Genomic DNA, 24,810 nt, shown 5'->3' with positions numbered 1-24,810 from the left:
AGGGCGTATAAAGGGGTTCACACCGCAAAACGCAACCGAAAAAGCCGTCGTGCCCGGTTCTTGTCAAGCCGGTGCGCCGACAGCCGCCAACTGGACCTTGACCTTGCTGCAATAGGCCGCCGAAACCGGGTTCATGCGGGTGGCGCCATGGCCGGCATTGTATTTCAGGATGGTGCCGCAGGTCGTGCCGCCGCCGAGGTCGCGCGCCATGGCGAGGTACTTCATGCCGTATTTGATGTTGGTGTCGGGATCGAACAGGCCCTTGGCCGACCCGCTGTAACCCATCATGCGCGCGGTTGCCGGCTTGATCTGCATCAGTCCGATCTCGCCGGCGCCGCCGATCATGTTCGGCCGGTAGTTGCTTTCGATCTTGATCACGGCCTGGGCCAGCGACACCGGAACCCCGTAGGTCGCCGCGTAGCGGCCGACAATCGCGGAATACTGGCCACCGCTCGTCACCGCCGCGGTCGCCGCAGCGACGTTGCCGAGACCGATCGATGCTGTCGTCGTCATGTCCACGGTTTTGCGGCCGCGCTTTGTCTGCCTCTTGGCGGAGGATTTCCCTGCCCCGGTCTTACTTGCCTTGGTCCCACTTGCCTTGGCCCAGCTTGCCTTTTCCACTTTCGCGGAAACCTGCTTCGTCGTCTTGTTGCTTTTGGCCGAAATGGCCTTGCCTTTGGCGGATGCCGCGACGAGGCCCTGGTCGGCCCGTGGACTTAACGGCGCGGCGTCGGCCGCACTGAAGGCAAAACTCATTACCCCGGCAGCAAGAGCTGCCGTTAAAACGGTCAATTTCTGCATGTGATCCTGTTCTGTTGGGGCCACGCGAAGATCTTCGCGTGGCATCGCTTGATCAATATCGGAACACCCGGGGGGATGGACGTCCGACAAACTGTACGAAACGCCCTTTGAAGTCCGATTTGGCGCCAATGAAGGCGAGGCAAGTCACTTTCAGTGACAGTTTGTAACTTTATGACCAGCGAGGATTACTTGGACCCGCTCTTGACCTGAGGTCAATTCCTCGCGGAAGCAAGCAGTTTCTGCAGCGTGCGCATCGTCGAGCCGTCGGCGATTCCGTCGATCCGGCGCGGTCGAAAATGCCGTTGAAAGGCCTCAACGACAATTCGTGTCCGGTCGTCGAAAATGCCCGATATCTCGACGCCATAGCCATAAAGCGACAGCATCGACTGCAGCGTCTCCACATCGGCACCGCGGTCACCGGACTTCAGCGCGGCTCCGCGCCTGACGGGAGCGGCCGGCACGAGATGACCGACACCGGCCTTAAACAGCGCGGCCCATGGGAACTTCTCGCCGGGATCGATCTTGCGCCCCGGCGCCACGTCGGAGTGCGCCAACACCCGCTGGGGGGTGATCGCGTGCCGCGTGACAATCCCCTTGCACAGCTCGATGACCGCCGTGATCTGACGTTTCGGAAAGCCGGGATAGCCCAGTGAATGGCCGGGATTGACGATTTCGATGCCGATCGAGCAGGAATTGATGTCGGTGCGTCCGAACCAGGAACTCTGGCCGGCGTGCCACGCGCGATCGCTTTCCCGCACCATCTGCACGACGTGACCATTCTCATGGACGAGATAATGCGACGAGACTTCACTCGCCGGATCGCACAGCCAGGCTTCGGCCGCGGCCCCGGTAGCCATGCCCGTGTAGTGCAGCACAATCATGTCGGGCTTCTGCGCGTCGCGCCTTGGCCCGAAATTCGGCGATACCCTGACCTCGGCGCTTGGCTCGTCGGGCAGGAAGCCGCTCATGCGTGCCGCAGACCCCGCTCGATCATCTCGTAGGCGGCGTTGATCGCCGCGACCCTGGTCGTCGCGATCTTGATGAATTCCTGCGGCAGCCCGCGCGCGATCAGCCGATCCGGGTGGTTGTCCGACACCAGCTTGCGATAGCGTTTCCTGACCTCCTCGAACGGCTTGCCCCGCTCGATGCCGAGGACGACATAGGGGTCGCCGGCACCAAGATTGACGTGCCGCGCCATGATCGATTCGTAATGCGTCTCGTCAATACGGAAGATCTCGGCGATACGGTGCAGGAAGATGCCTTCGCGCTCATGCACCAACCCATCGGCCTTGGCGATGTGGAACAGGCCATCGAGTATGTCTTCCAACATCACGCAATTGGAGTGCCCGGAGCCGCAGAGCTGCGCCATGCGCTCGGCATAGGTCTCGAAACCGGCCACATCCCGCTGGGCCAGATCGAACAGCCGCGCGACGTTGCGCGTCTCCTTCGGCGGCACTTCGAAAATTTCCTGGAAGGCGCGCACCTCATCCTGGGTGACGATACCGTCGGCCTTGGCCATCTTGGCCGACAGCGCGATCATCGCCACCGAGAAGGCGACGCGGCGGCGCAGGTCGGCATCGCCGGAGAAAACCGTGCGCACAGCTTCAACCACGTCGGCGACGCCTGACGTGGTTGAAGACGAAACCCGCGTGATGAAGTCGCCGAGGCGGTCCCAAATCGACATGGCCAGCTTCATAGAGCCAACCGGTCCCCGCTATCAAGCCAATAACGGCCACTCTCTATCGGGTCCGTGGCCACCGACGATCCACGGTCCCGAGCGCGGTCTCCACGAGAAAGGCCGGCATGAAGCCGGCCTTCCTCCCAAGACACCTACTGCTTACAAACTACTGCGCGGGCGCAGGAGCGGGCGTTGCCGGAGCCGGCTCGGCAGGCTTGGTCGAATTATCGGCCGGGGCCGCAGGCTTCATCGGCTGCTCGGCAGCCGGCGGATTGGTGCTCTGCGTGGTGGTGTTGTCAGTGCCTGTGCCACTGTCGCTGCAGGCGGCAACGCCCAGCAGGGCCAGGGCGGACACCGAAGCAAGAATGAGCTTTTTCATTACGTCTCTCCTTCAACACACGTTCACGTTGCGGTGAACGGTCGAAGGAGAAATGCCCCGGACGGCCATGGGTTTCATAACGTTGCGTTTCCGCCTGTAACATCAATGGCATGCAGGCAACATTGCTGCCGGCGCTTGGGCGCTTTAACAACGATAACGGAAACGAAATACCGGAGACAGCCGCATGACCGCGAAATGGGATTTCTGGATCGATCGCGGCGGCACCTTCACCGATATCATCGGCCGTGACCCGCAAGGCGGGCTGCATCCGCGCAAATTGCTGTCGGAGAATCCTGAAGCCTATGCCGATGCGGCCATTCAGGGTATCCGCGACCTGCTCGACCTTGAAGCGGCCGCCGCGATCCCGTCCAGCCTGATCGGCGACATCAAGATGGGCACGACCGTGGCCACCAACGCCCTTCTGGAGCGCAAGGGCGACCGCGTGTTGTTGCTCATCACCAAGGGGTTTCGCGATGCGCTAGGGATTGCGTACCAGGCGCGACCGGACATCTTCGCCAAGGAGATCATCCTTCCCGAACAGCTCTATGAGCGCGTCATCGAGGTCGACGAGCGCGTGCTCGCCGACGGCCGCGTCGAGCGGCTGCTCGACGTATCAGCCTGCCGGCCGGCCATAGAACAAGCGAAAGCCGATGGCATTGATGCGGTGGCGATCGTCTTCATGCATGCCTGGAAATATCCCGATCACGAGAAGGCCGTGGCCAAGGTCTGCCGCAAGCTTGGTTTCGGACAGGTCTCGGTCAGCCACGAGGTCTCGCCGCTGATCAAGCTGGTCGGCCGCGGCGACACCGCGGTGGTCGACGCCTATCTGTCGCCGATCCTGTCGCGCTATGTGCAAAGGGTGGCGGGAGAACTGGGGGTGGCGGGAGAACCGGGTGCGGCGGGAGAAAACAACGGATCCCCTCGCCTGATGTTCATGATGTCTTCTGGCGGGCTCACCGCCGCCGACATGTTCCAGGGCAAGGACGCATTGCTGTCGGGCCCGGCCGGCGGCGTGGTCGGCATGGTCGAGACGGCGAAGCTCGCCGGTTTCGACAAGGTCATCGGCTTCGACATGGGCGGCACGTCCACCGACGTCGCCCACTATGACGGCGAGTATGAACGGGCCTTCGACACCGAAGTCGCCGGTGTGCGCGTCCGCGCGCCGATGATGCGCATCCACACGGTCGCCGCCGGCGGCGGCTCGATCCTGCACTACGAGGCCGGCCGTTTCCGCGTCGGACCGGACTCCGCGGGCGCCAATCCCGGCCCCGCCGCCTACCGGCGCCGCGGGCCGCTGGCCGTCACAGATGCCAATGTGATGCTCGGCAAGCTGCAGCCCGACTTCTTCCCGTCGATCTTCGGTTCCGGCCAGGACGCGCCGCTCGACGCGGAAACCGTGCATGCGAAATTCGCGGCACTTGCCGCTGAGATCGGCGATGGCCGGCCGCCCGAATCGGTCGCCGAGGGCTTCGTCACCATCGCGGTCGAGAACATGGCCAATGCGATCAAGAAGATTTCCGTGCAGCGCGGCTACGACGTCACCGAATACCTCCTGAACTGCTTCGGCGGCGCCGGCGGACAGCACGCGTGCCTGGTCGCGGACGCGCTTGGCATGGAGGCCGTGCTGATCCATCCCTTCTCCGGCCTGCTTTCGGCCTATGGCATCGGCTTGGCCTCGGTGTTCGCCTCGCGCCAGCAGGCGTTGCTCAAGCCGCTCGCCGAAGAGTCCAGAACGGAGATTGGCGGCCTCATCGCCACCTTGAAAAAGGCCGTTATCGCGGAGCTGGCGGCGCAAGGCATCGCCGAGGACGTGGTTGCCACCAGGCCGGTACTGCACATTCGCTATGACGGCACCGACACGACGCTGCCGGTAAATTTTGAGAACGATTCGATTTTCCAGGCAAAGCGCGATTTCGAAATCGCCCACAAAGCGCAATTCGGTTTCGTCTATGACGACAAGCCGATGATGGTCGAGACCGTCGGCGTCGAAGGCACCGAAACCGGCCAGACCAGCGCCGAGGCCCCTGCGCCTGCCGGACCGGCAAGGGTCCATCCAGCCGCTTCCGAGACCCGGCGTATCTACACGGAAGGCCGGTGGCATGAAGCTGGCGTCTACCGTCGCGAGACCCTCGGTCCGTCCAATCTGGTCGTCGGCCCCGCCTTGATCATCGAGCCGAACCAGACCATCGTCGTCGAGCCGGGCTGGCGGGCCGAAATCACCAACCTCAATCACGTCGTCATTCGTCGCACGGAAAAGAAGACGCGCGCCGCTGCCCTGGGCACGCAAGCCGATCCGGTGATGCTCGAAGTCTTCAACAATCTCTTCATGTCGATCGCCGAGCAAATGGGCGTGACGCTGCAGAACACCGCCTATTCCGTCAACATCAAGGAAAGGCTGGATTTTTCCTGCGCCGTATTCGACCACACCGGGGCGCTGGTCGCCAATGCGCCGCACATGCCGGTGCATCTCGGCTCCATGGACCGTTCGGTCGAAACCATCATCCGGCTGAACTCCGGCGACATCCATCCCGGCGACGTCTTTGCCTTGAATGCCCCCTATAATGGCGGCACGCATCTGCCCGACATCACCGTGGTGACGCCGGTGTTCGACGACATCAGGAAAAACATCCTCTTCTGGGCGGCCTCGCGCGGCCACCATGCCGACATTGGCGGCACCGCCCCGGGCTCGATGACGCCGCTCGCCACCACGGTCGACGAGGAAGGCGTTCTGTTCGACAATTTCCGCATCGTCGACGGCGGAAAATTCCGCGAGACGGAGTTGCATACGCTGCTCACCGATCATCGCTACCCCGCCCGCAACCCGCACCAGAACATCGCCGATCTCAAGGCACAGATTGCCGCCAACGAGAAGGGTGTCGCCGAACTGCGCAAGATGGTCTCCCATTTCGGACTTGATGTCGTCGAGGCCTATATGGGCCATGTCCAGGACAATGCCGCCGAGAGCGTGCGCCGGGTGCTGGAGCGGCTGCCGGACACGTCGGAATATGAATATCCGACCGATACCGGCCAGGACATCAAGGTGAAGATCACGGTCGATCGCCAAAGGCGCGAGGCGACCGTCGACTTCACCGGCACGTCGCCTGTCATGAAGAACAATTTCAACGCCCCTGAGCCGGTGGCGCGCGCGGCCGTGCTCTACGCCTTCCGCGTCATGGTCGAGGACATGATCCCGATGAATGCCGGCTGCCTCAGGCCGATCAACATCGTCATTCCCGACGGCTGTATGCTGAAGCCCGCCTACCCTGCCGCCGTCGTCGCCGGCAATGTCGAGACCTCGCAGCACGTAACCAATGCGCTGTTCGGCGCCATGGGCGCGATGGCCAATGCGCAGGGCACGATGAACAACCTGACTTTCGGCAACAAGAAGTACCAATATTACGAGACCATCTGTTCCGGCTCGCCGGCCGGCCATATGAACTCCGGCCGCGGCTTTGCCGGCACCTCCGGCGTGCACACCCATATGACCAATTCGCGCCTAACCGATCCGGAGGTGCTTGAACTGCGCTTTCCCGTGGTGCTGGAGGATTTTCACATCCGCGAAGGCTCGGGCGGCAAGGGCAAATGGAACGCCGGCGACGGCACCAAACGCACCATCCGCTTCCTCGAGAAAATGGAATGCGCGATCCTGTCCTCGCACCGCAACCGCCCGCCACGGGGGCTGGATGGCGGCGGCGACGGCGAGGTCGGCTCGACCAAGGTCCGCCGCAACGACGGCACGGTCGACGTGCTGAAGGCCTGCGACCAGACCGTTCTCGACGCTGGCGAAGCCGTCATCGTGACGACGCCGACGCCGGGCGGGTTTGGCAAGCTGTAAGGGAGACGTCAACAGGCTGTCACCGGCCTGTCATGGCCCTGCGGTACCCGCTTGCGGCAAAGCAAATGGGGAATCACTTTGCCATGACGGACGTCTCCTCGGACCTGGTTTTTCGCCGCGGCAAGGAAGTTGGAAAAGCCGTCTACCAGAACCGCGCGCTTTCGAAAGCCGGCATCTCCGAACGGCTGTTCGCCTTCCTGTTTTCCGGCCTTGTCTATCCGCAGATCTGGGAAGACCCTGACGTCGACATGGACGCGATGCAACTTGGCCAGGGTCATCGCGTCGTCACCATCGCTTCCGGCGGCTGCAACATCCTGGCCTACCTTACCCGTTCGCCGGCACGGATCGACGCTGTCGACCTCAACGCCGCTCACATCGCGCTGAACCGCATGAAGCTTGAGGCAGTCCGCCATCTGCCTTCGCAGAGCGACCTGTTCCGCTTCTTCGGCGCCGCCGACACCAGCCACAATTCGGAAGCCTACGACCGTTTCATCGCGCCGCATCTCGACCCGGTCAGCCGCCACTATTGGGAACACCGCAACTGGCGCGGCCGCCGGCGTATTGGTGTCTTCGACCGCAATTTCTACCAGACCGGCCTGCTCGGCCTGTTCATCGCCATGGGCCACCGCACGGCGAAATTGTTCGGCGTCAACCCGGCCCGCATGATGGAAGCCAGGAATATCGGCGAACAGCGCCGCTTCTTCAACGAGGAGCTGGCGCCGGTCTTCGACAGGAAGCTTCTGAAATGGGCGACCTCGCGAAAAGCCTCGCTGTTCGGTCTCGGCATTCCGCCGGCGCAGTATGATTCGCTGATCACCTCCGGCGACGGCACCATGGCCAGCGTGCTTAAGGCCCGCTTGGAAAAGCTTGCCTGCGACTTCCCCTTGGAAAACAATTACTTCGCCTGGCAGGCCTTTGCTCGCCGCTACCCGGAACCAGGCGAGGCCGCCCTGCCCGCCTATCTGGAAAAGCACAATTACGAGACCATCCGCGGCAATGTCGACCGCGTCGCCATCCATCACGCCAACCTGATCGAATTCCTCGCCGGCAAGGATGCCGGCGCCGTCGACCGCTTCATCCTGCTCGACGCGCAGGACTGGATGACCGATGACCAGCTCAATGCACTGTGGTCGGAAATCACCCGCTCCGCCTCCACTGGGGCGCGCGTCATTTTCCGCACCGCTGCCGAGCCCAGCCTGCTGCCGGGCCGCGTTTCCACCTCGCTTCTCGACCAGTGGGATTACCAGAACGAGGCCTCGCGCGAATTCTCGGCCCGCGACCGCTCGGCCATCTATGGCGGCTTCCACCTCTATGTGAAGCGCGCCGCATGAGCACGACGGAGCTGCCGGCCAGCCACGCCGAACTGATGGACGGCGTCTACCGCTGGCAGCGCCATGTCTACGACCTGACCCGCAAATACTACCTGCTCGGCCGCGACAAGCTGATATCGGGACTGGACGTGCCATCGGGCGGCACCGTACTGGAACTCGGCTGCGGCACCGGCCGCAACATCATCCTCGCCGCCCGCGCCTATCCAGACGCGCGCTTCTTCGGCCTCGATATTTCGGCCGAAATGCTGGAGACGGCAGGCGCCGCGGTTGCCCGCGAAGGCCTCTCTGATCGCGTCATGCTGGCAAGGGGCGATGCCACGGATTTCAACGCGAAGGCGCTGTTTGGCCAAGGCAGCTTCGACCGCGTCTTCGTATCCTATTCGCTGTCGATGATCCCGGGCTGGGAGAAGACGGTATCGGCAGCACTTGCCGCGCTGGCCCCGATGGGCTCGCTGCACGTCGTCGATTTCGGCCAGCAGGAAGGTCTGCCAGGCTGGTTCCGCACCTTGCTGCGCGGCTGGCTGAAAAAATTCCACGTCACGCCGCGTGAATCCCTGCGCGACGTTCTGGAATCGGAAGCCGAGCGAACCGGCGCAACCTTCCGTTTCCGCACGCTTTATCACGGTTATTCCTGGCTGGCTGTGATCAAGCTCGGCACCTGACATCGCAGACAAAACAGCCGTAGAACCCGGCGCGCTTTCGCCATCGGCGGCCCAACGCTCCAATTCCAAGGTCAATCCGGTGAACGCGATCAGCAGGGTTCGCCCTTCGCGATTGCAGAATGACCCAAAGGGTGGTACACTATCTCCATGCTGGAGATAGAAAGTGATCGTCGGGTTTCGGGACGGATGGCTGCGAGCCTTTTTCGTGGAAGACATCCATTCCCGCAACATTCCGTCCGATCTTGAAGGCCGGTTGTTCCGCAAGCTCCAGATGATCGATGACGCGACGACCGATCAGGATTTGCGCGTACCGCCGAGCAATCACTTCGAAAAGTTGCGTGGTAGTCTCGATGGCTTCCACTCAATCCGCGTCAACAACCAATGGCGGCTGATCTTTCGGTGGAATGGCGGCCGTGGTGAAGCGTCGGATATCCATCTCGACGATCATAGCTACAGATGAGACGACACATGTTGATGACCACACGCAAGCCGGCAACGGTGGGTGAAATCCTCACGGAAGAATTTATGCAACCACTTGGCCTGACACAGGCTGCTTTGGCGGAAGCGATGGGGGTTCAGCGCAAGCATGTCAACGAATTGTGCAACGACCGCCGCAACGTGACGGCCGCGACCGCGCTCATTCTTGCGCGGGTCTTTGGCAACAGCCCGGATTTCTGGCTCAACGTGCAGCGCCGCAGCGATCTTTGGCAGGTCATGAATTCACCCGAGGAGCGGGCGCGGATTGATCGCGCCAAGCCTTTGGCGACCGCGGCCTAGAAGAAACTCTACAGCAACCGACTGCCGCTTAATGCAGCGCCTTCACGAGCGCTCCCACCATTGCTTGCGGGCGGTAGTTGAACTTGGCCGGCGTTAGCCCGAGCCGCACCACCACCAATTGCTCAGACGGAATGATGGCGACGGTCTGTCCGTCATGGCCCTCCATCCAGTAAGTGTCCTTCGGCAGCCCGGCCGCGACGCCGGCGCCGGGGTTTTCCTCGTCGCCCGGCGCTTCGATCCATAACTGGCCCTTGCCGTAGACCTTCGAGGCGGATGCCGGCTCGCGCATCCATTCCACGAAGCCGGCCGGCAGGATTTGGTTGCCGTTCCATACACCGCCCTGCAGCAGGAACTGGCCGAAGCGGGCCCAGTCATGCGCTGTGGCGTAGAGATAGGACGAGCCGACGAAAGTGCCCTGCTCGTCGGTCTCGAGCACCGCGCTACGCATGCCGAGCGGCTCGAACAGCGCCATGCGCGGCCACGTCAATGCCTTGGCCTTGTCGCCGATCGCGTCCTGCCAGAGGCGCGACAGCATCACCGCCGTGCCACTCGAATAGGAAAACGTCTTGCCGACCTCACCGGTGAGGGGTTTGGTTGCGGCAAAGCCCGCCATGTCAGGTTCGAGATAGAGCATGCGCGTGACGTCGGCGACGTCGCCATAATCCTCGTTGAACTCCAGCCCGCTCGACATCGCCATCATGTCGGCAAGGCTGATCGCGGCGCGGCCGTCGGCCTTCCACGGCGTGAACAGGCCCTTGTTGTCGACCGTCATCTTCCCATCCTTGACCAGCGTGCCGACGATAGCGGCATTCACTGTCTTGGTCATCGACCAGCCGAGCAGCGGCGTCTTGGCCGAAAAACCGTCGCCGTAGCGTTCGGCGACGACGCGGCCGTTCTTGATCACCACGATCGCGCGCATGCCGGTGCCGGCCAGCGCGGCGTCCCCGACAATCTTCGAGACCTCGGGCTTCTGCGAGGCATCGACCCGCTCGCCCTCGGGCCACAGCGCGTCCTGATTGGTCGGCGATGGCGAGGCATGGATTGCCGTGCGCCGCGCCTTGCCGACATCGCCGTCGGGGACGGAGGCGCAGCCCAGCCCGTCGCGGGCAACCGCCTCGCTCTTGCCGAGGAAGCCGAGCAGGCCGGCCGAAACCGTCCCCCGGTTCTTGTCGACCGAGACCCGCATCAAGCGCAGCAGCGGGTGGCCCGGCGCCTGCACGTCGACTGCCAGCACCTCGTTGGCATCGCGCCCGGCGATGAAGACGTTGGAGCAGACGATCTTGGCCGAATAGCCCGAGCCGACGCGGATCAGTTCCGGCGGCGCGATATAGAGCCAGGCAAACAGCGCGGCGATAGCCAGCACGATCAGGCCAAGCAGCCATTTGACGATCTTGACGACGAACCGCATCCCTTGCCTCCCAGGCATTCGCCTGACGCTTATGTCATCGAATTGCCGCCATTGCTTCCGCAAAATCGGGCCTCTTGTCGAGCGCCATAAACCAGATATCAACCATGATCGGCGATCACAGGGATGCATGTCGCCCAAAAGCGCGCAGCGGTTTTGGGACACGACATGCATGAAAAACGAATATGCCAGGCGATGCGTGGGGCGATCGCCTGGAGGGGGCCAGACCAGCTTCGGCCATCAGTGCACAGACCCATCAGCGACCGGCTGATTCCGGCTTGGAAGTTGCGGATGCGCCGTCTTGCGGCCCTTTTCATGCTGACGCTGCTCGGCGCCTGCTCGACCGTGGACGATCTCTCGCCGTTATCGCCATCCGCGTCGAGCAGCCCGACGGTGGCCGTGCGCGCGCCGCGCTTTGCCGATTCAAAGCCGCATGAGTGGGACAGCGGTGCGCCGTGGAATTATGCCGTCCATGGTACCGACGTCTCCAAATACCAGACCTCGGTCGATTGGCCGGCGGCCAAGGCCAGCGGCATCTCCTTCGCCTTCATCAAGGCAACGGAAGGCGGCGATCGTTTCGATGAGTATTTCAGCGAGCACTGGGCGCGCACGAAAGCCAACGGGATTCCACGCGCGGCCTATCATTTCTTCTATTTCTGCACGCCGGCAGCCACCCAGGCGCGCTGGTTCATCCAGAATGTCCCCGTCGACCGCTCCGCTATGCCTCCGGTTCTCGACATGGAATGGAACCCGAACTCGCCGACCTGCCGGCTGCGCCCCGACGCCGCCACGGTGCGCGCGGAGATGACGACCTTCCTCGAAATCGTCGAGCGGCATTACGGCAAGAAGCCGATCATCTACACCTCCGTCGACTTCTTCGACGACAATGAACTGTCGACCTTCCGCGGCTATCCCTACTGGCTGCGCTCAGTCGCCGGACACCCGCGCGAGAAATATGGCAGCCACCCTTTCACCTTCTGGCAGTACACCGGAACCGGCATCGTTCCCGGCATGACCGGCAAGTCCGACATCAACGTCTTCAACGGCTCCGAATCCGCCTGGAACAAGTGGCTGCGGCAGAACACGCGCTGACGCCGTGGCAACGGCAGCAAGCCGCGGGAATGGGGGTTGCGGCAGATCACCCGTTGACACCGTGGCAACGGCAGCGAGGCCGCGGGAATGGGGGTTGCGGCAGAACACCCGTTGACACCGTGACAACGGCAGCAAGCCGCGGGAATAGTGATTGCGACAGATCAGCCGTTGACACCGGGCCTGCCGCCTGCTTTCGACACAGCCAGCGCTAAAGAGTGCAACCGCTGGTAATTCAGGGCGTTGCGCTTTCAGGCACGACAATGCCCTCTCGTTTCGAAAGGAAGCTGATGCGACTGCGTTCCCAAGCCCTCGCGGCGCTGTTCTTGTGCGCCACGGCCTTGCCGGCGATGGCGCAGGAATGCGGCGGCGATTTTGAAACCTGGAAGCAGGGTGTGGCGGCGGAAGCCAAGGCTGCCGGTGTCGGCGCGGTCGGTCTTGATGCGCTGGAGGACGCCAGGATCGACGAGAGGGCTCTGGCGCGCGACCGTGCGCAGGGCGTCTTCACGCAGACCTTCGTCCAGTTTTCCAACCGCATGATCTCGGCTTACCGGCTGAAGCAAGGTGCGGCGAACATGAAGAAATACGCCGACATCTTCGCCCGCGCCGACCAGCAGTTCGGCGTCCAGGCCACCGTCATCACCGCCTTCTGGGCGCTTGAAACGGATTTCGGCGCCGTGCAGGGCGATTTCCATACGCTGAGCGCATTGGTGACGCTGTCGCATGACTGCCGCCGCCCGCAGCTTTTCCGCCAGCAACTGGTGCCGCTCCTGGAACTGATCGATCGCGGCGTGCTGCCGGCCGACGTCACCGGCGCCTGGGCCGGCGAGATCGGCCAGACGCAGATCCTGCCATCCGACTATCTCGCGCGGGGCATCGATGGCGACGGCGACGGCAAAATCGATCTGCGCGGCTCCGTGCCCGACGTGATCATGACCACGGGCAACAAGGTGCTGTCGCGCGGCTGGAAACGGGACGAACCCTGGATCCAGGAAGTGCGGGTGCCCGAAGAGATGCCGTGGGACCAGACCGGGCGCACCAACAAGCTGCCGCTGACGCAGTGGGCGCAGTGGGGCGTCACCAATCCCGACGGCTCGCCGCTGGTCGACAAGGGGCTGAAGGCCGGCCTGGCGCTGCCCATGGGCCGCAAGGGCCCGGCGTTCCTCACCTACGAGAATTTCGACGTCTATCTCGAATGGAACCAGTCCTTCACCTACGCGCTGACCGCCGCCAATCTCGCCGCGCGGCTGGCGGGCGCGCCGTCGCTCGACCCGCGCAATCCCGAGCCCGGCCTCACCAATGAGCAGATGAAAGAACTGCAGACCAAGCTCGAGGCCAGGGGCTACGACGTCGGCACCGTCGACGGCATTTTGGGCACCAACACCCGTGAAGCCATCCGCAAGGAGCAGATGCGGCTTGGCCTGCCGGTGGATGGCTGGCCGACGCCGGAGCTGCTGGGAAAATTGTGAAGAGAGCGAGTAGTGAGTAGTGGGTAGTGGGTAGTGGGTAGTGGGTAGTGAGATATAGAGATTCCCTGCTGACTACTGACTACTCATGACTACTGACTACTCACCCCTTTTTTCCTAATCCGCCATCGTCTCCAAACTTGCAAACCCCACCGGCGCGTCGCCCTCGTCGAAGGGCGTCGTGACCTCGACGAAGGTGTCGGGATAGAAGCCGTTGAAGCGGGTTCTGAGCGACAGCGAGTAAGCGCCGATATGGCCGATCTCGATCCAGTCGCCGGTGTCGACGGTTTCCGGCAGCCAGAACGGCCGCGACAGGATGTCGACGGAATCGCAGGTCGCGCCGCAGACCTTGAACGGCACGATGTTCTTCTCATCGCCATTGCGCGTACGGATCGCCGGATCGGGAATGAACCGCGCCGGCAGCGTGATCTTGCCGGTCCACGAATCCGACAACGAGGCCCAGATGCCGTCATTGATGTAGAGCCGCTTGCCCTTGCGCAACAGCACCCGCACGATCAGCGACAGGCAGCGCGCCACGATCACCCGGCCCGGCTCCGCCACCAGCGGCATCTGATCGAACTGGTACTCCTTCAGGTCGCCTGACAGCCGTGACATGATCTGGCCGAGCGACGGCATCTCGATCTGCTTGCGGTTGGGATCATGTCCGTATTCGGCCGGAAAGCCGCCGCCGACGTCGAGCCCGGCAATGTCGAAGGTCAGCCGGTTGCGAACCCAGTCGGCCGAGGCCAGCGCCCGCTCATAGGTGTCGGGATCCTCGATCTGGCTGCCGACATGGAAACACAGGCCGACCTTGTAGCCGGTGCGGTTCAGCCGCTCGGCGAGTTCGACCGCATAGGCAGGCCCGGCGCCGAATTTCTTGGACAGCTCGTAGGCGGCATGGCCCTTTGTCTGCACGCGCACGAAGACGCTGACCGCGCCCGGGTCGATATCGAGCGCCCGCACCACACGGGTCAGCTTGGTGATCTCGTCCTCATGGTCGAGCGAGATGACGCGAATGCCGTATTTCTCCAAAGCCAGCTTGATGTCCGACTGCGCCTTGACCGGATGCATGTAGAGCATCTCCGCATCGGGCGAGACGGCGCGCACGGCGGCGAACTCGCCTGGTGAAGCGACGTCGAAGGCGGTGACGCCGGCCTCGACCAGCGTCTTCAGCACGATCTGCTCGCCATTGGTCTTGACCGCGTAGGCGGTCTTGCCGGGGAACATGCCCATGAACTGCTTCGCATCAGCCTTCAAGACCTGCGGGCGGAAGCAGTAGACCGGGTCGTCCGGGCGAAGCGCCAGTGCAGCCTCGCTTGCATTCTCGAATCGCTGCATGGACGAATCCTCGACTTCAGCTCGCACAATTAATCCAAGCTAGCGGCTAGCGCATGACCCCGAAAGGTAATTTCGACTTTCGGAAAGGATCATGCGCCAGGGATGAACCTTGCAGCGTCCTTTGCGCGTCTCTGGAGGCGCGCGGCGCTGTAATGAAACAATTCTGTGTCCCCTGCTCCTGACCGCACGGCACTAGCCTTGCCGAAAGGATTGGTTGCCGGTCGGGTTTCGGGTGGCCCTTGCCGCCGGACCAGATATGGCTTCCGCCTGTCGGCTGGCATTCCGGCTGTCTGGGGGAGGATTTATATGGCAGTGACCGCTGCATCTGCGCCACGCGGACCGATGACGCTCAGGGACTGGGGGCAGTTGCTGTTGCTCGGCGCCATCTGGGGCGGCTCGTTCTTCTTCGCCCGCATCGCGGTGGCGGAACTCCAACCGCTGGTGCTGGTGCTGTTTCGCGTCGCCATCGCGGCGATAGCCCTGCAGCTCTATCTCGGCCTGCGCGGACCGTCCTTCCGCCTCGCTCTGCCGCATGCCGGCCTGTTCTTCCTGCTGGCCTTCACCAACAATGTCATCCCCTTCTCGCTGATCTTTGCCGGTCAAACCCAATTGGGGGCCGGCGTCGCTTCCGTCCTCAATGCCACGACGCCGTTCTGGACGCTGATCCTAGCCAACGCGTTGACATCAGATGAAAAGCTGTCCTGGAACAAGCTCGCCGGCATTGGGCTCGGTGTCGCCGGCACCGCTGTGATGATCGGTCCCGGCCTGCTGGCGGGGCTCGGCGGCCCTGTCTGGGCCAAATTCGCGCTGATCGGCGCCTCGCTGTCCTACGGTATCGCGCTGATGGTCGCCCGCCGTTTCAAGGGCGTGCCCTCGCCAGTCGTCGCCACCGGGCAATTGACGGCTTCGACCATCATCATGATCCCGGTGGTGCTCTTCGCCCATGGCCCGGCCGGCCTGTTCTCCGCCTCGGCGCCGGTGTGGGCGGCGGTGCTGGCGCTGGCGCTTCTGTCCACGGCCTTCGCCTACATCCTCTACTTCAACCTCGTCGCCTCGGCCGGGGCAACCAACGCCTCGCTGGTCACGCTGATCGTGCCGGCCAGTGCCATGCTGCTCGGCTTTCTTTTCCTTGGCGAGCGGCTGGAATCGTTTGAGATCGGCGGTGTGGTGCTGATCGGACTTGGTCTTCTGACAATCGACGGGCGAGTGTTCGGACGGCGTTAGAGCTCGGCATATGCAATCGCGAAAGTCGAAGGCGACTTTTGCGAGGGTAGCGCTGCCATGACACAGCATCGACACGCCACCGCCATAATTTATTCACAGGCATGAAGCGAGTTTTGCCAAGGAGTTTCAACGGCTAACGGCGAAACCGAAGTCGCAAAATCCACAATCACGTCGCAATGCAGCACATTTTCCGCTTGCCTGTGGCACAAATGAACCTAGACTCCAGGGCATAGCTCTTTAAGAGGAGGCTATGTCATGGGACTTACGAGGCCAATCAACGCATTGATGATTTGTGCTGCGTTTGCTTTCATCGGCGCCCTCATTATGGGCGTCCTTCCCTGAACCCGCCAAGACGGGGAAGACCAGCAGCAAATAGTCCAACCGATTCGAAAGGCCGGGTTTTTACCCGGCCTTTTGCTTACCTGACTGATCCTCAGGCAGCAGCGGAGCCCGCCACCTCATGCGAGCGGATGCCGATCATATGGCAGACCGCGAAGACGAGGTCGGCCCGGTTCATTGTGTAGAAGTGGAAATCGCCCACGCCGCGCTCGACCAGGTCCAGAACCTGCTCGGCGGCCACGGCGGATGCCACCAGCGCATGCGTCTGAGGGTCGTTCTGCAGGCCGTCGAAACGCTCGGCCAGCCATGCCGGCACCAGCGCGCCGCAGCGCGCCGAGAAATTGGCGACCTGGGTGAAATTGTGCACCGGCAGGATGCCCGGAACGATCGGGATGTAGATGCCGGCGCGGCGCGCGCGCTCGACGTAACGTTCGTAGAGATCGTTGTCGAAGAAGAACTGGGTGATCGCCCGCGTCGCGCCGTTGTCGACCTTGCGCTTCAGCATGTCGATGTCGGTGGCGAAGTCAGGGCTTTCCGGATGCTTTTCCGGATAGGCCGAAACCGAGATGTCGAAATCGCCGGCGTCCTTCAGCGCCCCGACCAGCTCGGCGCCGTTGGCGTAGCCGTCCGGATGCGGTCGGTAGGCGGCGCCGACGCCTTCCGCCGGATCGCCGCGCAAGGCGACGAAGCGCTTCACGCCCATGTCGGTGAATTCCTGGATCACGGCGTCGACCTGATGGCGAGCGGCATCGACGCAAGTCATGTGCGCGGCCGGCGTCAGGCTGGTCTCTTTCAGGATACGGCCGATGGTGCGAGCCGTGCGCTCACGCGTCGAACCGCCGGCGCCATAGGTCACCGAGACGAATTTCGGCTGCAGCGGCTCGAGCCTTGTGACCGTATCCCACAGCCTTGCCTCCATCTCGTCGTTCTTCGGCGGGAAGAACTCGAACGAAACCCTGACCTTGTCGCCGATATCGGGCCGGCGGGAAAAACGAAACTGGTTCATCAGGCGATTTCCCCTATCGAGCTCACTCTGGTCTGCTGGCTGGCATTGGCAGGATCGGCGATCAGCAGGCGCCGGTCGCGGCCAAGCCAAAGCTTGACGGTGAGCCTGGCCTCGTTGCCGCCGCGCGGTTCGAACTCCTGGGCATCCTCGAGATCGAGGCCGGCTTCGGAGAACCACTCTCCGATCTGCCGGTCGGAAAAGCCCAGCCGCATATGCGCATGCTCGTCGCGCAGGAATTCCAGTGTGTGCGGCGCGAAATCGACGATGACGAGACGGCCGGCCGGCCGAAGCAGCCGCGCCGCCTCATGGATGGCGCGGGCCGGGTCGTCGAGATAGTGCAGCACCTGGTGGATGGTGACGAGATCGAAGGCATCGCGCTCGACCGGCGGCGAGAAGATATCGCCCTGCCGCACCTGCGCGTTCGAAACGCCGGCCTTGTCGAGATTGGCGCGCGCCACGGTCAGCATCTCGCGCGACATGTCGATGCCGATGCCGCGCCGGTAAAGCGGCGAGAAGATTTCGAGCAGCCGCCCGGTGCCGGTGCCAAGGTCGAGCATGGACTGGAACGGCCGCTTGCCGACCAGCTTCAGCATCGCGGCCTCTACGGCACGGTCGGGCACATGCAGCGAGCGGATATGATCCCAGCTTGCGGCGTTCTGCGAAAAATACGCGGTGGCGCGGTCCTGGCGCTTGCGCTTGACCGAGGTCAGTCGCTCCAGATCACGCTCGACCTGCGGATCGGCGCCGCGAATGCCGGCAACCAGCCTCATCACGAAGTCTCGCGCCGAATCGGCGTCCGACAGGCGGAAGAACGCCCACGACCCTTCCTGGTAGCGGCCGATCAGCCCCGCCTCGAGCAGCAGCTTCAGGTGGCGCGAGACACGCGGCTGCGACTGGCCGAGAATTTCGGTAAGGTCGGAAACGGTGAGGTCGCCACGCGACAACAATGCCAATATCCGCAGGCGGCTGGATTCGGCCGCCGCCTTCAGCGTATCCACCATGGTGTCGAGCGAGACATGCATCAGCGTATTCTCTTTGAAAAAGATATAAACATATGTTTATGTCGAATTCGGCGACCTTGCAAGCGCTATGTCGCTTCCGGACCAGAAAATGCCGCATGCGTGATTTCCCGGTCCGGGTCAGCCCGAAACGTCTAGCGGTTTGAGACAATGGCATGCACCAGCACAGAGACAGGCAATGACCGAACCGCGTGAGATGTTCGAGGCACGCGAAGGCGAGCAGAGACTGGACCAGGATCCTGCCTTGGCGCCGCCGGACGCCGGCATCATCTTCATCGGCCGTATTGCCTCGCCGTGGATCACCCGGGATAGCTGCCCGAAGAACATGCGCGCCGCGCGCGAGGCGGGACAGCCCGCGGTGCTGGCCATCGATGCGCCCTATCGTGCGGGCCTGCGCGGGCTGGAGCGCGCCAGCCACGTCGTCATCCTGTCCTGGCTGCATCACGCGCCGCGGAATCTGATTGTGCAGAAACCCCGCCATGCGGCTGAAGCGAAAGGCGTATTCGGCCTGCGCTCCCCTGCCCGGCCGAACCCAATCGGCCTGCACATAGCCAAACTCGTCGGATTGGACATCGGCACCGGGCGCATCGGCCTCGACGCCATCGACGTGCTCGACGGCACGCCGGTCATCGACATCAAACCGTATTTCGCCTCGACCGATGCCTTTGCCGAGGCGACCGTTGAGGGGCGCGGGGAGCAATGACCGCGCCCACCGGCCGCCGCCGCGCCATCGCCAAGGCTTTGACAGCACTTCTGCCGCTGGCGCCTTATGCCGACATGGAGAAGATCCGCACCGACGCCGGCTCGGTCCATATGAAAACCTTGCCGCCGACGATCGCGGTATGGCTGGCGACGATCGCCCACATCCGCCACATGCACACCGATTACGAAAAGCTGCTGGCCGAGGGCTATGACCGCGACTCCGCCCGTTTCTTCGTCATCGAGCAAACCAACACCATGCTCACGCGCTGGCGCGCCACGCGCCTGCTCGACGCCGACGACGAGGAGGAATGAGGCCACTGCCGGGCAGATGGCGCTCTGCGTCTTGTTCAAAAAGATTCCCCCTCGCCTCTGGAAAATCACGAGACAGGCCGTATATGCCCGAAAGCGGAGAAGCCTCCGCTTCCATCCAGAAATTGCGCCCGCAGGGGCAAGGATTCCACATCATGACATCTAAGGTTTGGTTCATCACCGGATCGTCGAAGGGCTTTGGCCGCGTCTGGGCCGAGGCCGCACTGGCGCGTGGCGACCGCGTTGCAGCGACCGCTCGCGACACCGGCACGCTCGCCGATCTCGTCGATAGATACGGCGACAACATCGCCGCCATAAAGCTCGACGTCACCGACAAGAAAGCCGTCGATGCCGCTGTCGCCGAGGCGCACAAGCGCTTTGGCCGGCTCGACGTCGTCATCAACAATGCCGGCTACGGCCATTTCGGCGCCATCGAGGAAGTCAGCGAACAGGAAGCCCGCGACCAGATCGAGACCAATGTGTTCGGCGCGCTGTGGGTTACCCAGGCTGTCCTGCCGATCATGCGGGCGCAGCGCTCCGGCCACATCATCCAGATCTCGTCGATCGGCGGCGTCAATGCCTTTGCCTCGCTCGGCCTCTACCATGCCTCGAAATGGGCGCTGGAAGCCTTCAGCCAGTCGCTCAGCATCGAGGTCGCGGAATTCGGCATCCATGTCACGCTGGTCGAGCCGGGCGGCTTCTCCACCGACTGGTCGGGAGCATCGGCCAAGGTCTCCAAGCCGATCGAGGCCTATGCGCCCGCCCGCGCCAAGATGGCCGAGCGCCGCGCCAACTCGGTTGCTGGCGATCCCGAGGCGACCGGGCCGGCGATGCTGGCCATCGTCGATGCGGCAGAGCCGCCGCTGAGGGTGTTCTTCGGCGATGGCGGCCTGCCGATGATACGCCAGGAATACGCCAACCGCCTCGCCACCTGGGACAAGTGGGACCACGTCTCCGTCATGGCGCAAGGCGTTAACAAGAACCGCAAGGGCTGACGCCCAACGTAGTAGCTGCGCCGCCTACGGGCGGCGTAGCTATGCCTTGTAAATCCATTGCTCCGGCACACGCACCGAAATCTCTTCGCCGACCCTGACCACGCCGGGTTTTTCAACCCAGGCGACAAGGCCACGCAGCCGCTTCGCCGTCTGCGGGAAGAGCAGCGCGGCTGCATCGCGATCCGATGCATGGACATGCGTAGCGATGGATTGCCCGGCGACCCGGCACGGCTTGTTCTGCGCGTCGATTTTGATCGTCACGCCCCCTTGGAAGAACATCAGTGAGCCGGGTGGCAGCATCGACAGACGTGGCACGCCCCCGATCAGCATATTGGCGCCGATCCATTCCGGCTTGATCTCCTCCAGGCCCATGCGCTCGGCGACGATCGAAAGCTCGTCCGCGGCGACCAGCGACAATTGCCGCTCGTTGCGCATCTCCGTGCCGCGCGGATACCAAGGCTCGCGCCCACCGGAACGCCGCGTCGTTCCGGAATGGAAGTCATTCGCGATTCCGTCGAAGCCAAGATGCAATTCCTCGACGGCTTTCGTCTCGAAATGATCGGACGGAGCGGCATAGAGCGCCACTGCCTTTGCCGTCAGCTTGCGGCCCGGGACGATGTCGATCGTGGGCTCAGCAGTTGGAAAAAGTTCTAGGTTTGTTTCCTGCATGCTGCTGGTCTAGAGGCCTCGGACAATACGGTCCAGTTTAAAGCGCTGATGATCCGATCACTGCGTTTGATGCCGATCACGACGTTATTACCGGAAATGCCGTCATGTTGCAGCGAGCGCGTCCCATTGCCGCCGCGCCGCCTATATATATTCGGCGCCAGTCGGGAGGAGGAGTTCGCATGCAGGTTGGACAGGCCATCGCAGCGCTCTGGCTGTTCTGGGTGGTATCCTGGATCGTCGCTGCATCCTGGGCCGATCCAGCCCAAAAGCGCGCCACCATCGGGGCGGAGGCCCGCTATCGCGTCTTCTGGCTGGCCGGCACCGTCCTGCTGTTCGTTCCAGCGCACGGCTATGAAGGCAGGCTGAGATTGTGGACGCCGACCCTTGCCGAAGCCTGGGTCTGCGTTGCCCTGATCGCGGTCGGCATCGGCTTCGCATGGTGGGCACGCATCCATCTCGGGCGGTTGTGGTCCGCCACGGTCACAGCCAAGGCGGATCATCGCGTGGTCGACACCGGCCCCTATCGCCTGGTCCGGCATCCGATCTATACCGGGCTGCTGCTGGCTGTGCTTGCCACCATGGCGGCAAAGGGCACGGTCTGGGGCATTGCAGGTACGGCCCTGCTCATCATCGGCGTCGTCATCAAGGCGAGGCTGGAGGAGCACTTCCTGCGCGACGAACTCGGACCCGCCTATGACGATTACGCCAAGCGGGTGCCGATGCTGGTTCCCTTCACGCCGGCCTAGCCCGGCATCACCTCAGAGCATTCTCAGCAGCGCGCCACCGATCGAATATCCCGCACCGAAGGCGCAGATCAGGCCGTGGTCGCCCGGTTTCATGTCGGCATGGTTCTCCGACAGCGCGATGATGGCTCCGGCGCCCGCCGTGTTGCCGAGCCGCTCCAGCACCATCGGTGCACGGTCATGGCCGACATCGTGGCCGAACGCCAGTTTCAGGATCATCGCATTCATGCGCGCATTGGCCTGGTGCAGCCAGAAGCGCCGCACCGCTTGCGGCGTCAGCCCGTGTTCGGCGAGGAATTCGACGATGAATTTATGCCCGGCGACGGTGACTTCCTTGAACACCTTGTTGCCGACCTGCTTGATGAGGTTGCCTTCCAGGTCGATCCTGTAGGGATCATCCTGGGCGGTACGGGTATGATAACCGAGATTGGTGCGGATGTTGTTCGACATCTGCGTCCAGATGCGCGTGTCCAGCACCTCGAAGCGGCCCGGCCGCCTCTCACCCTGGGCAAGCCCCTCCACCACCATCGACACCGAAGCATCCCCGAAGATGAAATGCGTCTGCCGGTCGCGGAAATTGAGATGGCCGGTGATGATTTCCGGCGTCGTCACCAGGATGCGCTTGTGCGCGCCCGAGCGCACCAGATTGACCGCCATGTGCAGCGCAGCCGCGGCCGACGAACAGCCAAGCCCCATGTCGAAGCCCGCACCCCTCGTGCCCAGCGCCTCCTGCATTTCGATGGCGATCGCCGGATATGGCCTCTGCTGATGAGAGGACGAGCAGATCACCAGATCGATGTCCGAGGCCTCGACCCCGGCGTGGTCGATCGCCTTCCCAGCCGAAGCGATGCCGAATTCCGCCTGCAGCGAGAGCGCGTCGTCCGGACGCGCCGGAATGCGCGGCGCCATGCGGGTCGGGTCGAGAATGCCTTCACGCTCGACCACGTGGCGGGACTTCACACCTGAAGCATGAACGATGAAGTCGGCATCCGATTTCTGCAGCAGCGTCTCGCCGGTATCCTGGCGCCGCGCGTTCTCCGTGTCGACCCAGGCATTGAAGCTGGCGACCAGTTCCTCATTCGTGATGACAGGCTTGGGAATTTCAGCGCCGATGCCGCTGATGATGACGCGATGCATGTTTAAGTCCGTCCATCCGCGGGCGTTGCGGCTTGATGTGGGCGCCGAAACGTTCCGGCGCAACATTTTTCTCACTCGGCCGGTTTACGCCGGCTTAAACCAAGGTTTAGGCCGGCTTAAACCAAGGTTTTTCGCCAGCCTATCCCGCCCCCTTGGCGACGATGAAAATGCGGGGGAAACGCAGCAGCACCTTGCCATCGGCGGTCTTCGGATAGGCCTTGGCGATCTTGGCCGTGTAGCTGTCGAGGAACAGCTTGCGCTCGTCCGCGTCCAGCGGATCGAGGAAGGGCTTCAGCCCTGTCGACTTCACCCACTCGACGATCGCCTCGGCATCGGCCAGCGGATGGTTGTAGATGGTGTGCCAGATGTCGAGCCGAGCCGAGAGCGGCGACAGCAGGTCGTAGTAGAACGACACTGGCGGCAGCGGCGCACGAGCCGCATCCCTGATCTTTGCCGCGAAAGGCGCTTCGGCGGCGGTTTCCCGCATCAGGCGATGCGAATCCTCGGCCATATTGTCGGGCATCTGGACGGCCAGCGCGCCGCCGGGCGCCAGAAAACCCATCAGGCGCTGGAACACCGCCGGATGCTCCGGCAGCCACTGGAAGACGGCGTTGGCGAAGATCACGTTGACCGGCTCGACCGAATGCCATGTCGACGCATCGGCGAGGTCGAAGCTGACATTGGGCAGCCGCGCCCTCGCCTTTTCGATCATGTCGGGAGACGTGTCGAAGCCGCTCACTTGCGCATCCGGCCAGCGCTCGACCAGAAGTTCGGTCGAATTGCCCGGCCCGCAGCCGATATCGACAACCCGGCGCGGGAAGTCGACCGGAACCTGTGCCGCCAAGTCGCGCGCGGGCCGCGTGCGCTCGTCCTCGAATTTCAGATACTGGGCGGCGGACCAATCCCTACCTTCGTTTGTCGTCATATCCGTTTCCTATGATTTGATCCGACAATGCCGGTATCATTCGAAGCTAAGGGCAACTGGTCCCCTATTGCGTTGTCAGCCTCTTGATTGCTTTTGTCACCGAACGGTAAGCTTCGTCTTTCAACGTCTTCCGACAGTTTGGGGCCTTAATGAAATTTGGTTTCGAAGAGGCACAAACAAAATACAGCAGTGGTTCGCAACGAGCCAGAATTTGGACGGAGCAGTGGGTTTCCCGATGGATTTATTGTCCTAATTGCGCGAACTCGCGTCTGAGTCAGTTTCCTGCCAATCTGCCAGTTGCCGACTTCCTCTGCGGTAATTGCAACGATCAATTCGAGTTAAAAAGCCAAAGGAAGGCCTTCGGCGCAAAGGTAGCAGACGGAGCTTATTTTACCAAGATTGAGAGGCTGGCGTCCTCAACTAACCCGAATTTGATATTGCTCAACTATAGCCTGGGAACGATGGCGGTATTGAACGTTTGCATGGTGCCAAAACACTTCTTCGTCCCAGAAATCATCGAGAAGAGAAATCCACTGGCCTCTACAGCCAGAAGAGCCGGTTGGATCGGCTCCAACATATTGCTTGGTCGCGTACCGCAATCGGGGCGAATTTGTATTGTTCGAGATGGGGTTCCGGTTCCAAAGGAAACCGTCATCGCACAATGGCAAAAAACCCTTTTTCTTCGCGAAGAAGACGCGGATGCTCGTGGTTGGCTAATCGAAGTAATGAAATGCCTCGACTTAATTGGCACGGTAGAATTTGATATCGAACAAGTTTATGCGTTCGAAGGACGACTGGGTGCCCTATACCCACACAACATGAATGTGAGGCCAAAAATTCGTCAGCAATTGCAACGCCTCAGAGATAGCGGATACCTCGATTTTATATCCCGCGGCCGCTATCGCATTAGGAGTAGTCGGCCGTGACGTCACAATGGGAGGGGTTGTCCAAATGGCGTGGTATCTAAATCACTACGAATGC

Annotated in this window: 24 protein-coding genes; 13 read left to right on the top strand and 11 right to left on the bottom strand. The window is 62.5% G+C overall.

Going from position 1 to position 24,810, the window contains the following annotated elements:
* Window positions 1-63: 63 nt before the first annotated feature.
* From FJ936_RS24510 to FJ936_RS24495, 4 genes are all read right to left on the bottom strand, one after another.
* Window positions 64-801, bottom strand: a complete 738-nt coding sequence (locus tag FJ936_RS24510) for a transglycosylase SLT domain-containing protein (RefSeq protein WP_140789181.1) — start codon at window positions 799-801, stop codon at window positions 64-66.
* 212 nt (window positions 802-1,013) lie between these two features.
* Window positions 1,014-1,769, bottom strand: a complete 756-nt coding sequence (locus FJ936_RS24505) for an N-acetylmuramoyl-L-alanine amidase (RefSeq protein ID WP_140615614.1) — start codon at window positions 1,767-1,769, stop codon at window positions 1,014-1,016.
* Entirely contained in the window at window positions 1,766-2,485 is a 720-nt protein-coding gene (locus tag FJ936_RS24500) for a DnaJ family molecular chaperone (protein WP_041163805.1), read from the bottom strand. The genes FJ936_RS24505 and FJ936_RS24500 overlap by 4 nt, the downstream gene beginning before the upstream one ends.
* A gap of 160 nt (window positions 2,486-2,645) precedes the next feature.
* Window positions 2,646-2,858, bottom strand: a complete 213-nt coding sequence (locus FJ936_RS24495) for a hypothetical protein (RefSeq protein ID WP_015317194.1) — start codon at window positions 2,856-2,858, stop codon at window positions 2,646-2,648.
* 184 nt (window positions 2,859-3,042) lie between these two features.
* On the opposite strand from FJ936_RS24495, the gene FJ936_RS24490 reads away from it, so the two are divergent.
* The 5 genes from FJ936_RS24490 (at window position 3,043) to FJ936_RS24470 (ending at window position 9,463) form a co-directional block, all read left to right on the top strand.
* Complete coding sequence (locus tag FJ936_RS24490; protein WP_141907109.1) at window positions 3,043-6,693, top strand: hydantoinase B/oxoprolinase family protein; 3,651 nt, start codon at window positions 3,043-3,045, stop codon at window positions 6,691-6,693.
* Between the two features lie 32 nt (window positions 6,694-6,725).
* The gene (locus FJ936_RS24485; RefSeq protein WP_141907108.1) at window positions 6,726-8,024 is read left to right on the top strand and encodes a DUF3419 family protein; all 1,299 of its coding nucleotides are present in this window, start codon (window positions 6,726-6,728) and stop codon (window positions 8,022-8,024) included.
* Complete coding sequence (locus tag FJ936_RS24480; RefSeq protein WP_140726082.1) at window positions 8,021-8,686, top strand: class I SAM-dependent methyltransferase; 666 nt, start codon at window positions 8,021-8,023, stop codon at window positions 8,684-8,686. The genes FJ936_RS24485 and FJ936_RS24480 overlap by 4 nt, the downstream gene beginning before the upstream one ends.
* Before the next feature lie 163 nt (window positions 8,687-8,849).
* The gene (locus tag FJ936_RS24475) at window positions 8,850-9,146 is read left to right on the top strand and encodes a type II toxin-antitoxin system RelE/ParE family toxin (RefSeq protein WP_140615608.1); all 297 of its coding nucleotides are present in this window, start codon (window positions 8,850-8,852) and stop codon (window positions 9,144-9,146) included.
* Window positions 9,147-9,154: 8 nt separating this feature from the next.
* Complete coding sequence (locus FJ936_RS24470) at window positions 9,155-9,463, top strand: HigA family addiction module antitoxin (RefSeq protein ID WP_015317189.1); 309 nt, start codon at window positions 9,155-9,157, stop codon at window positions 9,461-9,463.
* 28 nt (window positions 9,464-9,491) lie between these two features.
* Here FJ936_RS24470 and FJ936_RS24465 read toward each other — a convergent pair whose 3' ends face one another.
* Window positions 9,492-10,871, bottom strand: coding sequence for a serine hydrolase (locus FJ936_RS24465; protein WP_141907107.1), 1,380 nt, complete (start codon window positions 10,869-10,871; stop codon window positions 9,492-9,494).
* A 288-nt stretch (window positions 10,872-11,159) separates the two neighbouring features.
* On the opposite strand from FJ936_RS24465, the gene FJ936_RS24460 reads away from it, so the two are divergent.
* Together FJ936_RS24460 and FJ936_RS24455 are read left to right on the top strand one after the other, a co-directional pair.
* On the top strand, window positions 11,160-11,960 hold the full coding sequence (locus FJ936_RS24460; RefSeq protein ID WP_015317187.1) for a GH25 family lysozyme: 801 nt from the start codon (window positions 11,160-11,162) through the stop codon (window positions 11,958-11,960).
* A 287-nt stretch (window positions 11,961-12,247) separates the two neighbouring features.
* The gene (locus FJ936_RS24455; RefSeq protein WP_141907106.1) at window positions 12,248-13,426 is read left to right on the top strand and encodes a lytic murein transglycosylase; all 1,179 of its coding nucleotides are present in this window, start codon (window positions 12,248-12,250) and stop codon (window positions 13,424-13,426) included.
* A 114-nt stretch (window positions 13,427-13,540) separates the two neighbouring features.
* Here FJ936_RS24455 and FJ936_RS24450 read toward each other — a convergent pair whose 3' ends face one another.
* Window positions 13,541-14,761, bottom strand: coding sequence for an alanine racemase (locus FJ936_RS24450; RefSeq protein ID WP_140615602.1), 1,221 nt, complete (start codon window positions 14,759-14,761; stop codon window positions 13,541-13,543).
* Between the two features lie 306 nt (window positions 14,762-15,067).
* Here FJ936_RS24450 and FJ936_RS24445 point away from each other — a divergent pair, with 306 nt between their 5' ends.
* A complete protein-coding gene (locus FJ936_RS24445) occupies window positions 15,068-15,985 on the top strand; it encodes a DMT family transporter (protein ID WP_141907105.1) in 918 nt (305 codons plus the stop codon).
* Window positions 15,986-16,418: 433 nt separating this feature from the next.
* On the opposite strand, the gene metF is transcribed toward FJ936_RS24445, so the two are convergent.
* Together metF and FJ936_RS24435 are read right to left on the bottom strand one after the other, a co-directional pair.
* Entirely contained in the window at window positions 16,419-17,330 is a 912-nt protein-coding gene (metF, locus tag FJ936_RS24440; RefSeq protein ID WP_023769638.1) for a methylenetetrahydrofolate reductase [NAD(P)H], read from the bottom strand.
* The gene (locus FJ936_RS24435) at window positions 17,330-18,352 is read right to left on the bottom strand and encodes a metalloregulator ArsR/SmtB family transcription factor (protein ID WP_015317182.1); all 1,023 of its coding nucleotides are present in this window, start codon (window positions 18,350-18,352) and stop codon (window positions 17,330-17,332) included. The genes metF and FJ936_RS24435 overlap by 1 nt, the downstream gene beginning before the upstream one ends.
* A 193-nt stretch (window positions 18,353-18,545) precedes the next feature.
* Here FJ936_RS24435 and tsaA point away from each other — a divergent pair, with 193 nt between their 5' ends.
* The 3 genes from tsaA to FJ936_RS24420 all read left to right on the top strand — a co-directional run bounded on the left by tsaA (window position 18,546) and on the right by FJ936_RS24420 (window position 20,355).
* A complete protein-coding gene (gene tsaA, locus FJ936_RS24430; RefSeq protein ID WP_246680526.1) occupies window positions 18,546-19,052 on the top strand; it encodes a tRNA (N6-threonylcarbamoyladenosine(37)-N6)-methyltransferase TrmO in 507 nt (168 codons plus the stop codon).
* Window positions 19,049-19,363 (top strand): DUF2293 domain-containing protein, encoded by a 315-nt coding sequence (locus tag FJ936_RS24425; RefSeq protein ID WP_140714547.1) that lies wholly within the window; start codon window positions 19,049-19,051, stop codon window positions 19,361-19,363. The genes tsaA and FJ936_RS24425 overlap by 4 nt, the downstream gene beginning before the upstream one ends.
* A 152-nt stretch (window positions 19,364-19,515) precedes the next feature.
* On the top strand, window positions 19,516-20,355 hold the full coding sequence (locus FJ936_RS24420; protein ID WP_015317179.1) for an SDR family oxidoreductase: 840 nt from the start codon (window positions 19,516-19,518) through the stop codon (window positions 20,353-20,355).
* Between the two features lie 39 nt (window positions 20,356-20,394).
* Here FJ936_RS24420 and FJ936_RS24415 read toward each other — a convergent pair whose 3' ends face one another.
* The gene (locus FJ936_RS24415; RefSeq protein ID WP_141907103.1) at window positions 20,395-21,024 is read right to left on the bottom strand and encodes an MOSC domain-containing protein; all 630 of its coding nucleotides are present in this window, start codon (window positions 21,022-21,024) and stop codon (window positions 20,395-20,397) included.
* A gap of 179 nt (window positions 21,025-21,203) precedes the next feature.
* Between FJ936_RS24415 and FJ936_RS24410 the strand changes: the two genes are divergently transcribed.
* Window positions 21,204-21,770, top strand: coding sequence for an isoprenylcysteine carboxylmethyltransferase family protein (locus tag FJ936_RS24410; protein ID WP_141907102.1), 567 nt, complete (start codon window positions 21,204-21,206; stop codon window positions 21,768-21,770).
* Between the two features lie 12 nt (window positions 21,771-21,782).
* On the opposite strand, the gene FJ936_RS24405 is transcribed toward FJ936_RS24410, so the two are convergent.
* Together FJ936_RS24405 and tam are read right to left on the bottom strand one after the other, a co-directional pair.
* A complete protein-coding gene (locus tag FJ936_RS24405; protein WP_140822279.1) occupies window positions 21,783-22,904 on the bottom strand; it encodes a beta-ketoacyl-ACP synthase III in 1,122 nt (373 codons plus the stop codon).
* A gap of 139 nt (window positions 22,905-23,043) precedes the next feature.
* Complete coding sequence (tam, locus tag FJ936_RS24400) at window positions 23,044-23,829, bottom strand: trans-aconitate 2-methyltransferase (RefSeq protein ID WP_140789156.1); 786 nt, start codon at window positions 23,827-23,829, stop codon at window positions 23,044-23,046.
* Between the two features lie 149 nt (window positions 23,830-23,978).
* Between tam and FJ936_RS24395 the strand changes: the two genes are divergently transcribed.
* The gene (locus FJ936_RS24395) at window positions 23,979-24,755 is read left to right on the top strand and encodes a DpnI domain-containing protein (RefSeq protein ID WP_141907101.1); all 777 of its coding nucleotides are present in this window, start codon (window positions 23,979-23,981) and stop codon (window positions 24,753-24,755) included.
* Window positions 24,756-24,810: the final 55 nt, after the last annotated feature.

The sequence above is a fragment of the Mesorhizobium sp. B2-4-13 genome (assembly GCF_006658535.1).
Classification (GTDB): domain Bacteria; phylum Pseudomonadota; class Alphaproteobacteria; order Rhizobiales; family Rhizobiaceae; genus Mesorhizobium; species Mesorhizobium australicum.
This window is presented reverse-complemented; position numbering and strand designations above follow the sequence as displayed.

Coding starts and splice junctions, on each gene's coding strand:
- FJ936_RS24510 (WP_140789181.1), bottom strand. CDS start 801: ATGCAGAAATTGACCGTTTTAACGGCAGCTCTTGCTGCCGGGGTAATG.
- FJ936_RS24505 (WP_140615614.1), bottom strand. CDS start 1,769: ATGAGCGGCTTCCTGCCCGACGAGCCAAGCGCCGAGGTCAGGGTATCG.
- FJ936_RS24500 (WP_041163805.1), bottom strand. CDS start 2,485: ATGTCGATTTGGGACCGCCTCGGCGACTTCATCACGCGGGTTTCGTCT.
- FJ936_RS24495 (WP_015317194.1), bottom strand. CDS start 2,858: ATGAAAAAGCTCATTCTTGCTTCGGTGTCCGCCCTGGCCCTGCTGGGC.
- FJ936_RS24490 (WP_141907109.1), top strand. CDS start 3,043: ATGACCGCGAAATGGGATTTCTGGATCGATCGCGGCGGCACCTTCACC.
- FJ936_RS24485 (WP_141907108.1), top strand. CDS start 6,726: ATGGCCCTGCGGTACCCGCTTGCGGCAAAGCAAATGGGGAATCACTTT.
- FJ936_RS24480 (WP_140726082.1), top strand. CDS start 8,021: ATGAGCACGACGGAGCTGCCGGCCAGCCACGCCGAACTGATGGACGGC.
- FJ936_RS24470 (WP_015317189.1), top strand. CDS start 9,155: ATGTTGATGACCACACGCAAGCCGGCAACGGTGGGTGAAATCCTCACG.
- FJ936_RS24465 (WP_141907107.1), bottom strand. CDS start 10,871: ATGCGGTTCGTCGTCAAGATCGTCAAATGGCTGCTTGGCCTGATCGTG.
- FJ936_RS24460 (WP_015317187.1), top strand. CDS start 11,160: ATGCGCCGTCTTGCGGCCCTTTTCATGCTGACGCTGCTCGGCGCCTGC.
- FJ936_RS24455 (WP_141907106.1), top strand. CDS start 12,248: ATGCGACTGCGTTCCCAAGCCCTCGCGGCGCTGTTCTTGTGCGCCACG.
- FJ936_RS24450 (WP_140615602.1), bottom strand. CDS start 14,761: ATGCAGCGATTCGAGAATGCAAGCGAGGCTGCACTGGCGCTTCGCCCG.
- FJ936_RS24445 (WP_141907105.1), top strand. CDS start 15,068: ATGGCAGTGACCGCTGCATCTGCGCCACGCGGACCGATGACGCTCAGG.
- metF (WP_023769638.1), bottom strand. CDS start 17,330: ATGAACCAGTTTCGTTTTTCCCGCCGGCCCGATATCGGCGACAAGGTC.
- FJ936_RS24435 (WP_015317182.1), bottom strand. CDS start 18,352: ATGCATGTCTCGCTCGACACCATGGTGGATACGCTGAAGGCGGCGGCC.
- tsaA (WP_246680526.1), top strand. CDS start 18,546: ATGTTCGAGGCACGCGAAGGCGAGCAGAGACTGGACCAGGATCCTGCC.
- FJ936_RS24425 (WP_140714547.1), top strand. CDS start 19,049: ATGACCGCGCCCACCGGCCGCCGCCGCGCCATCGCCAAGGCTTTGACA.
- FJ936_RS24420 (WP_015317179.1), top strand. CDS start 19,516: ATGACATCTAAGGTTTGGTTCATCACCGGATCGTCGAAGGGCTTTGGC.
- FJ936_RS24415 (WP_141907103.1), bottom strand. CDS start 21,024: ATGCAGGAAACAAACCTAGAACTTTTTCCAACTGCTGAGCCCACGATC.
- FJ936_RS24410 (WP_141907102.1), top strand. CDS start 21,204: ATGCAGGTTGGACAGGCCATCGCAGCGCTCTGGCTGTTCTGGGTGGTA.
- FJ936_RS24405 (WP_140822279.1), bottom strand. CDS start 22,904: ATGCATCGCGTCATCATCAGCGGCATCGGCGCTGAAATTCCCAAGCCT.
- tam (WP_140789156.1), bottom strand. CDS start 23,829: ATGACGACAAACGAAGGTAGGGATTGGTCCGCCGCCCAGTATCTGAAA.
- FJ936_RS24395 (WP_141907101.1), top strand. CDS start 23,979: ATGAAATTTGGTTTCGAAGAGGCACAAACAAAATACAGCAGTGGTTCG.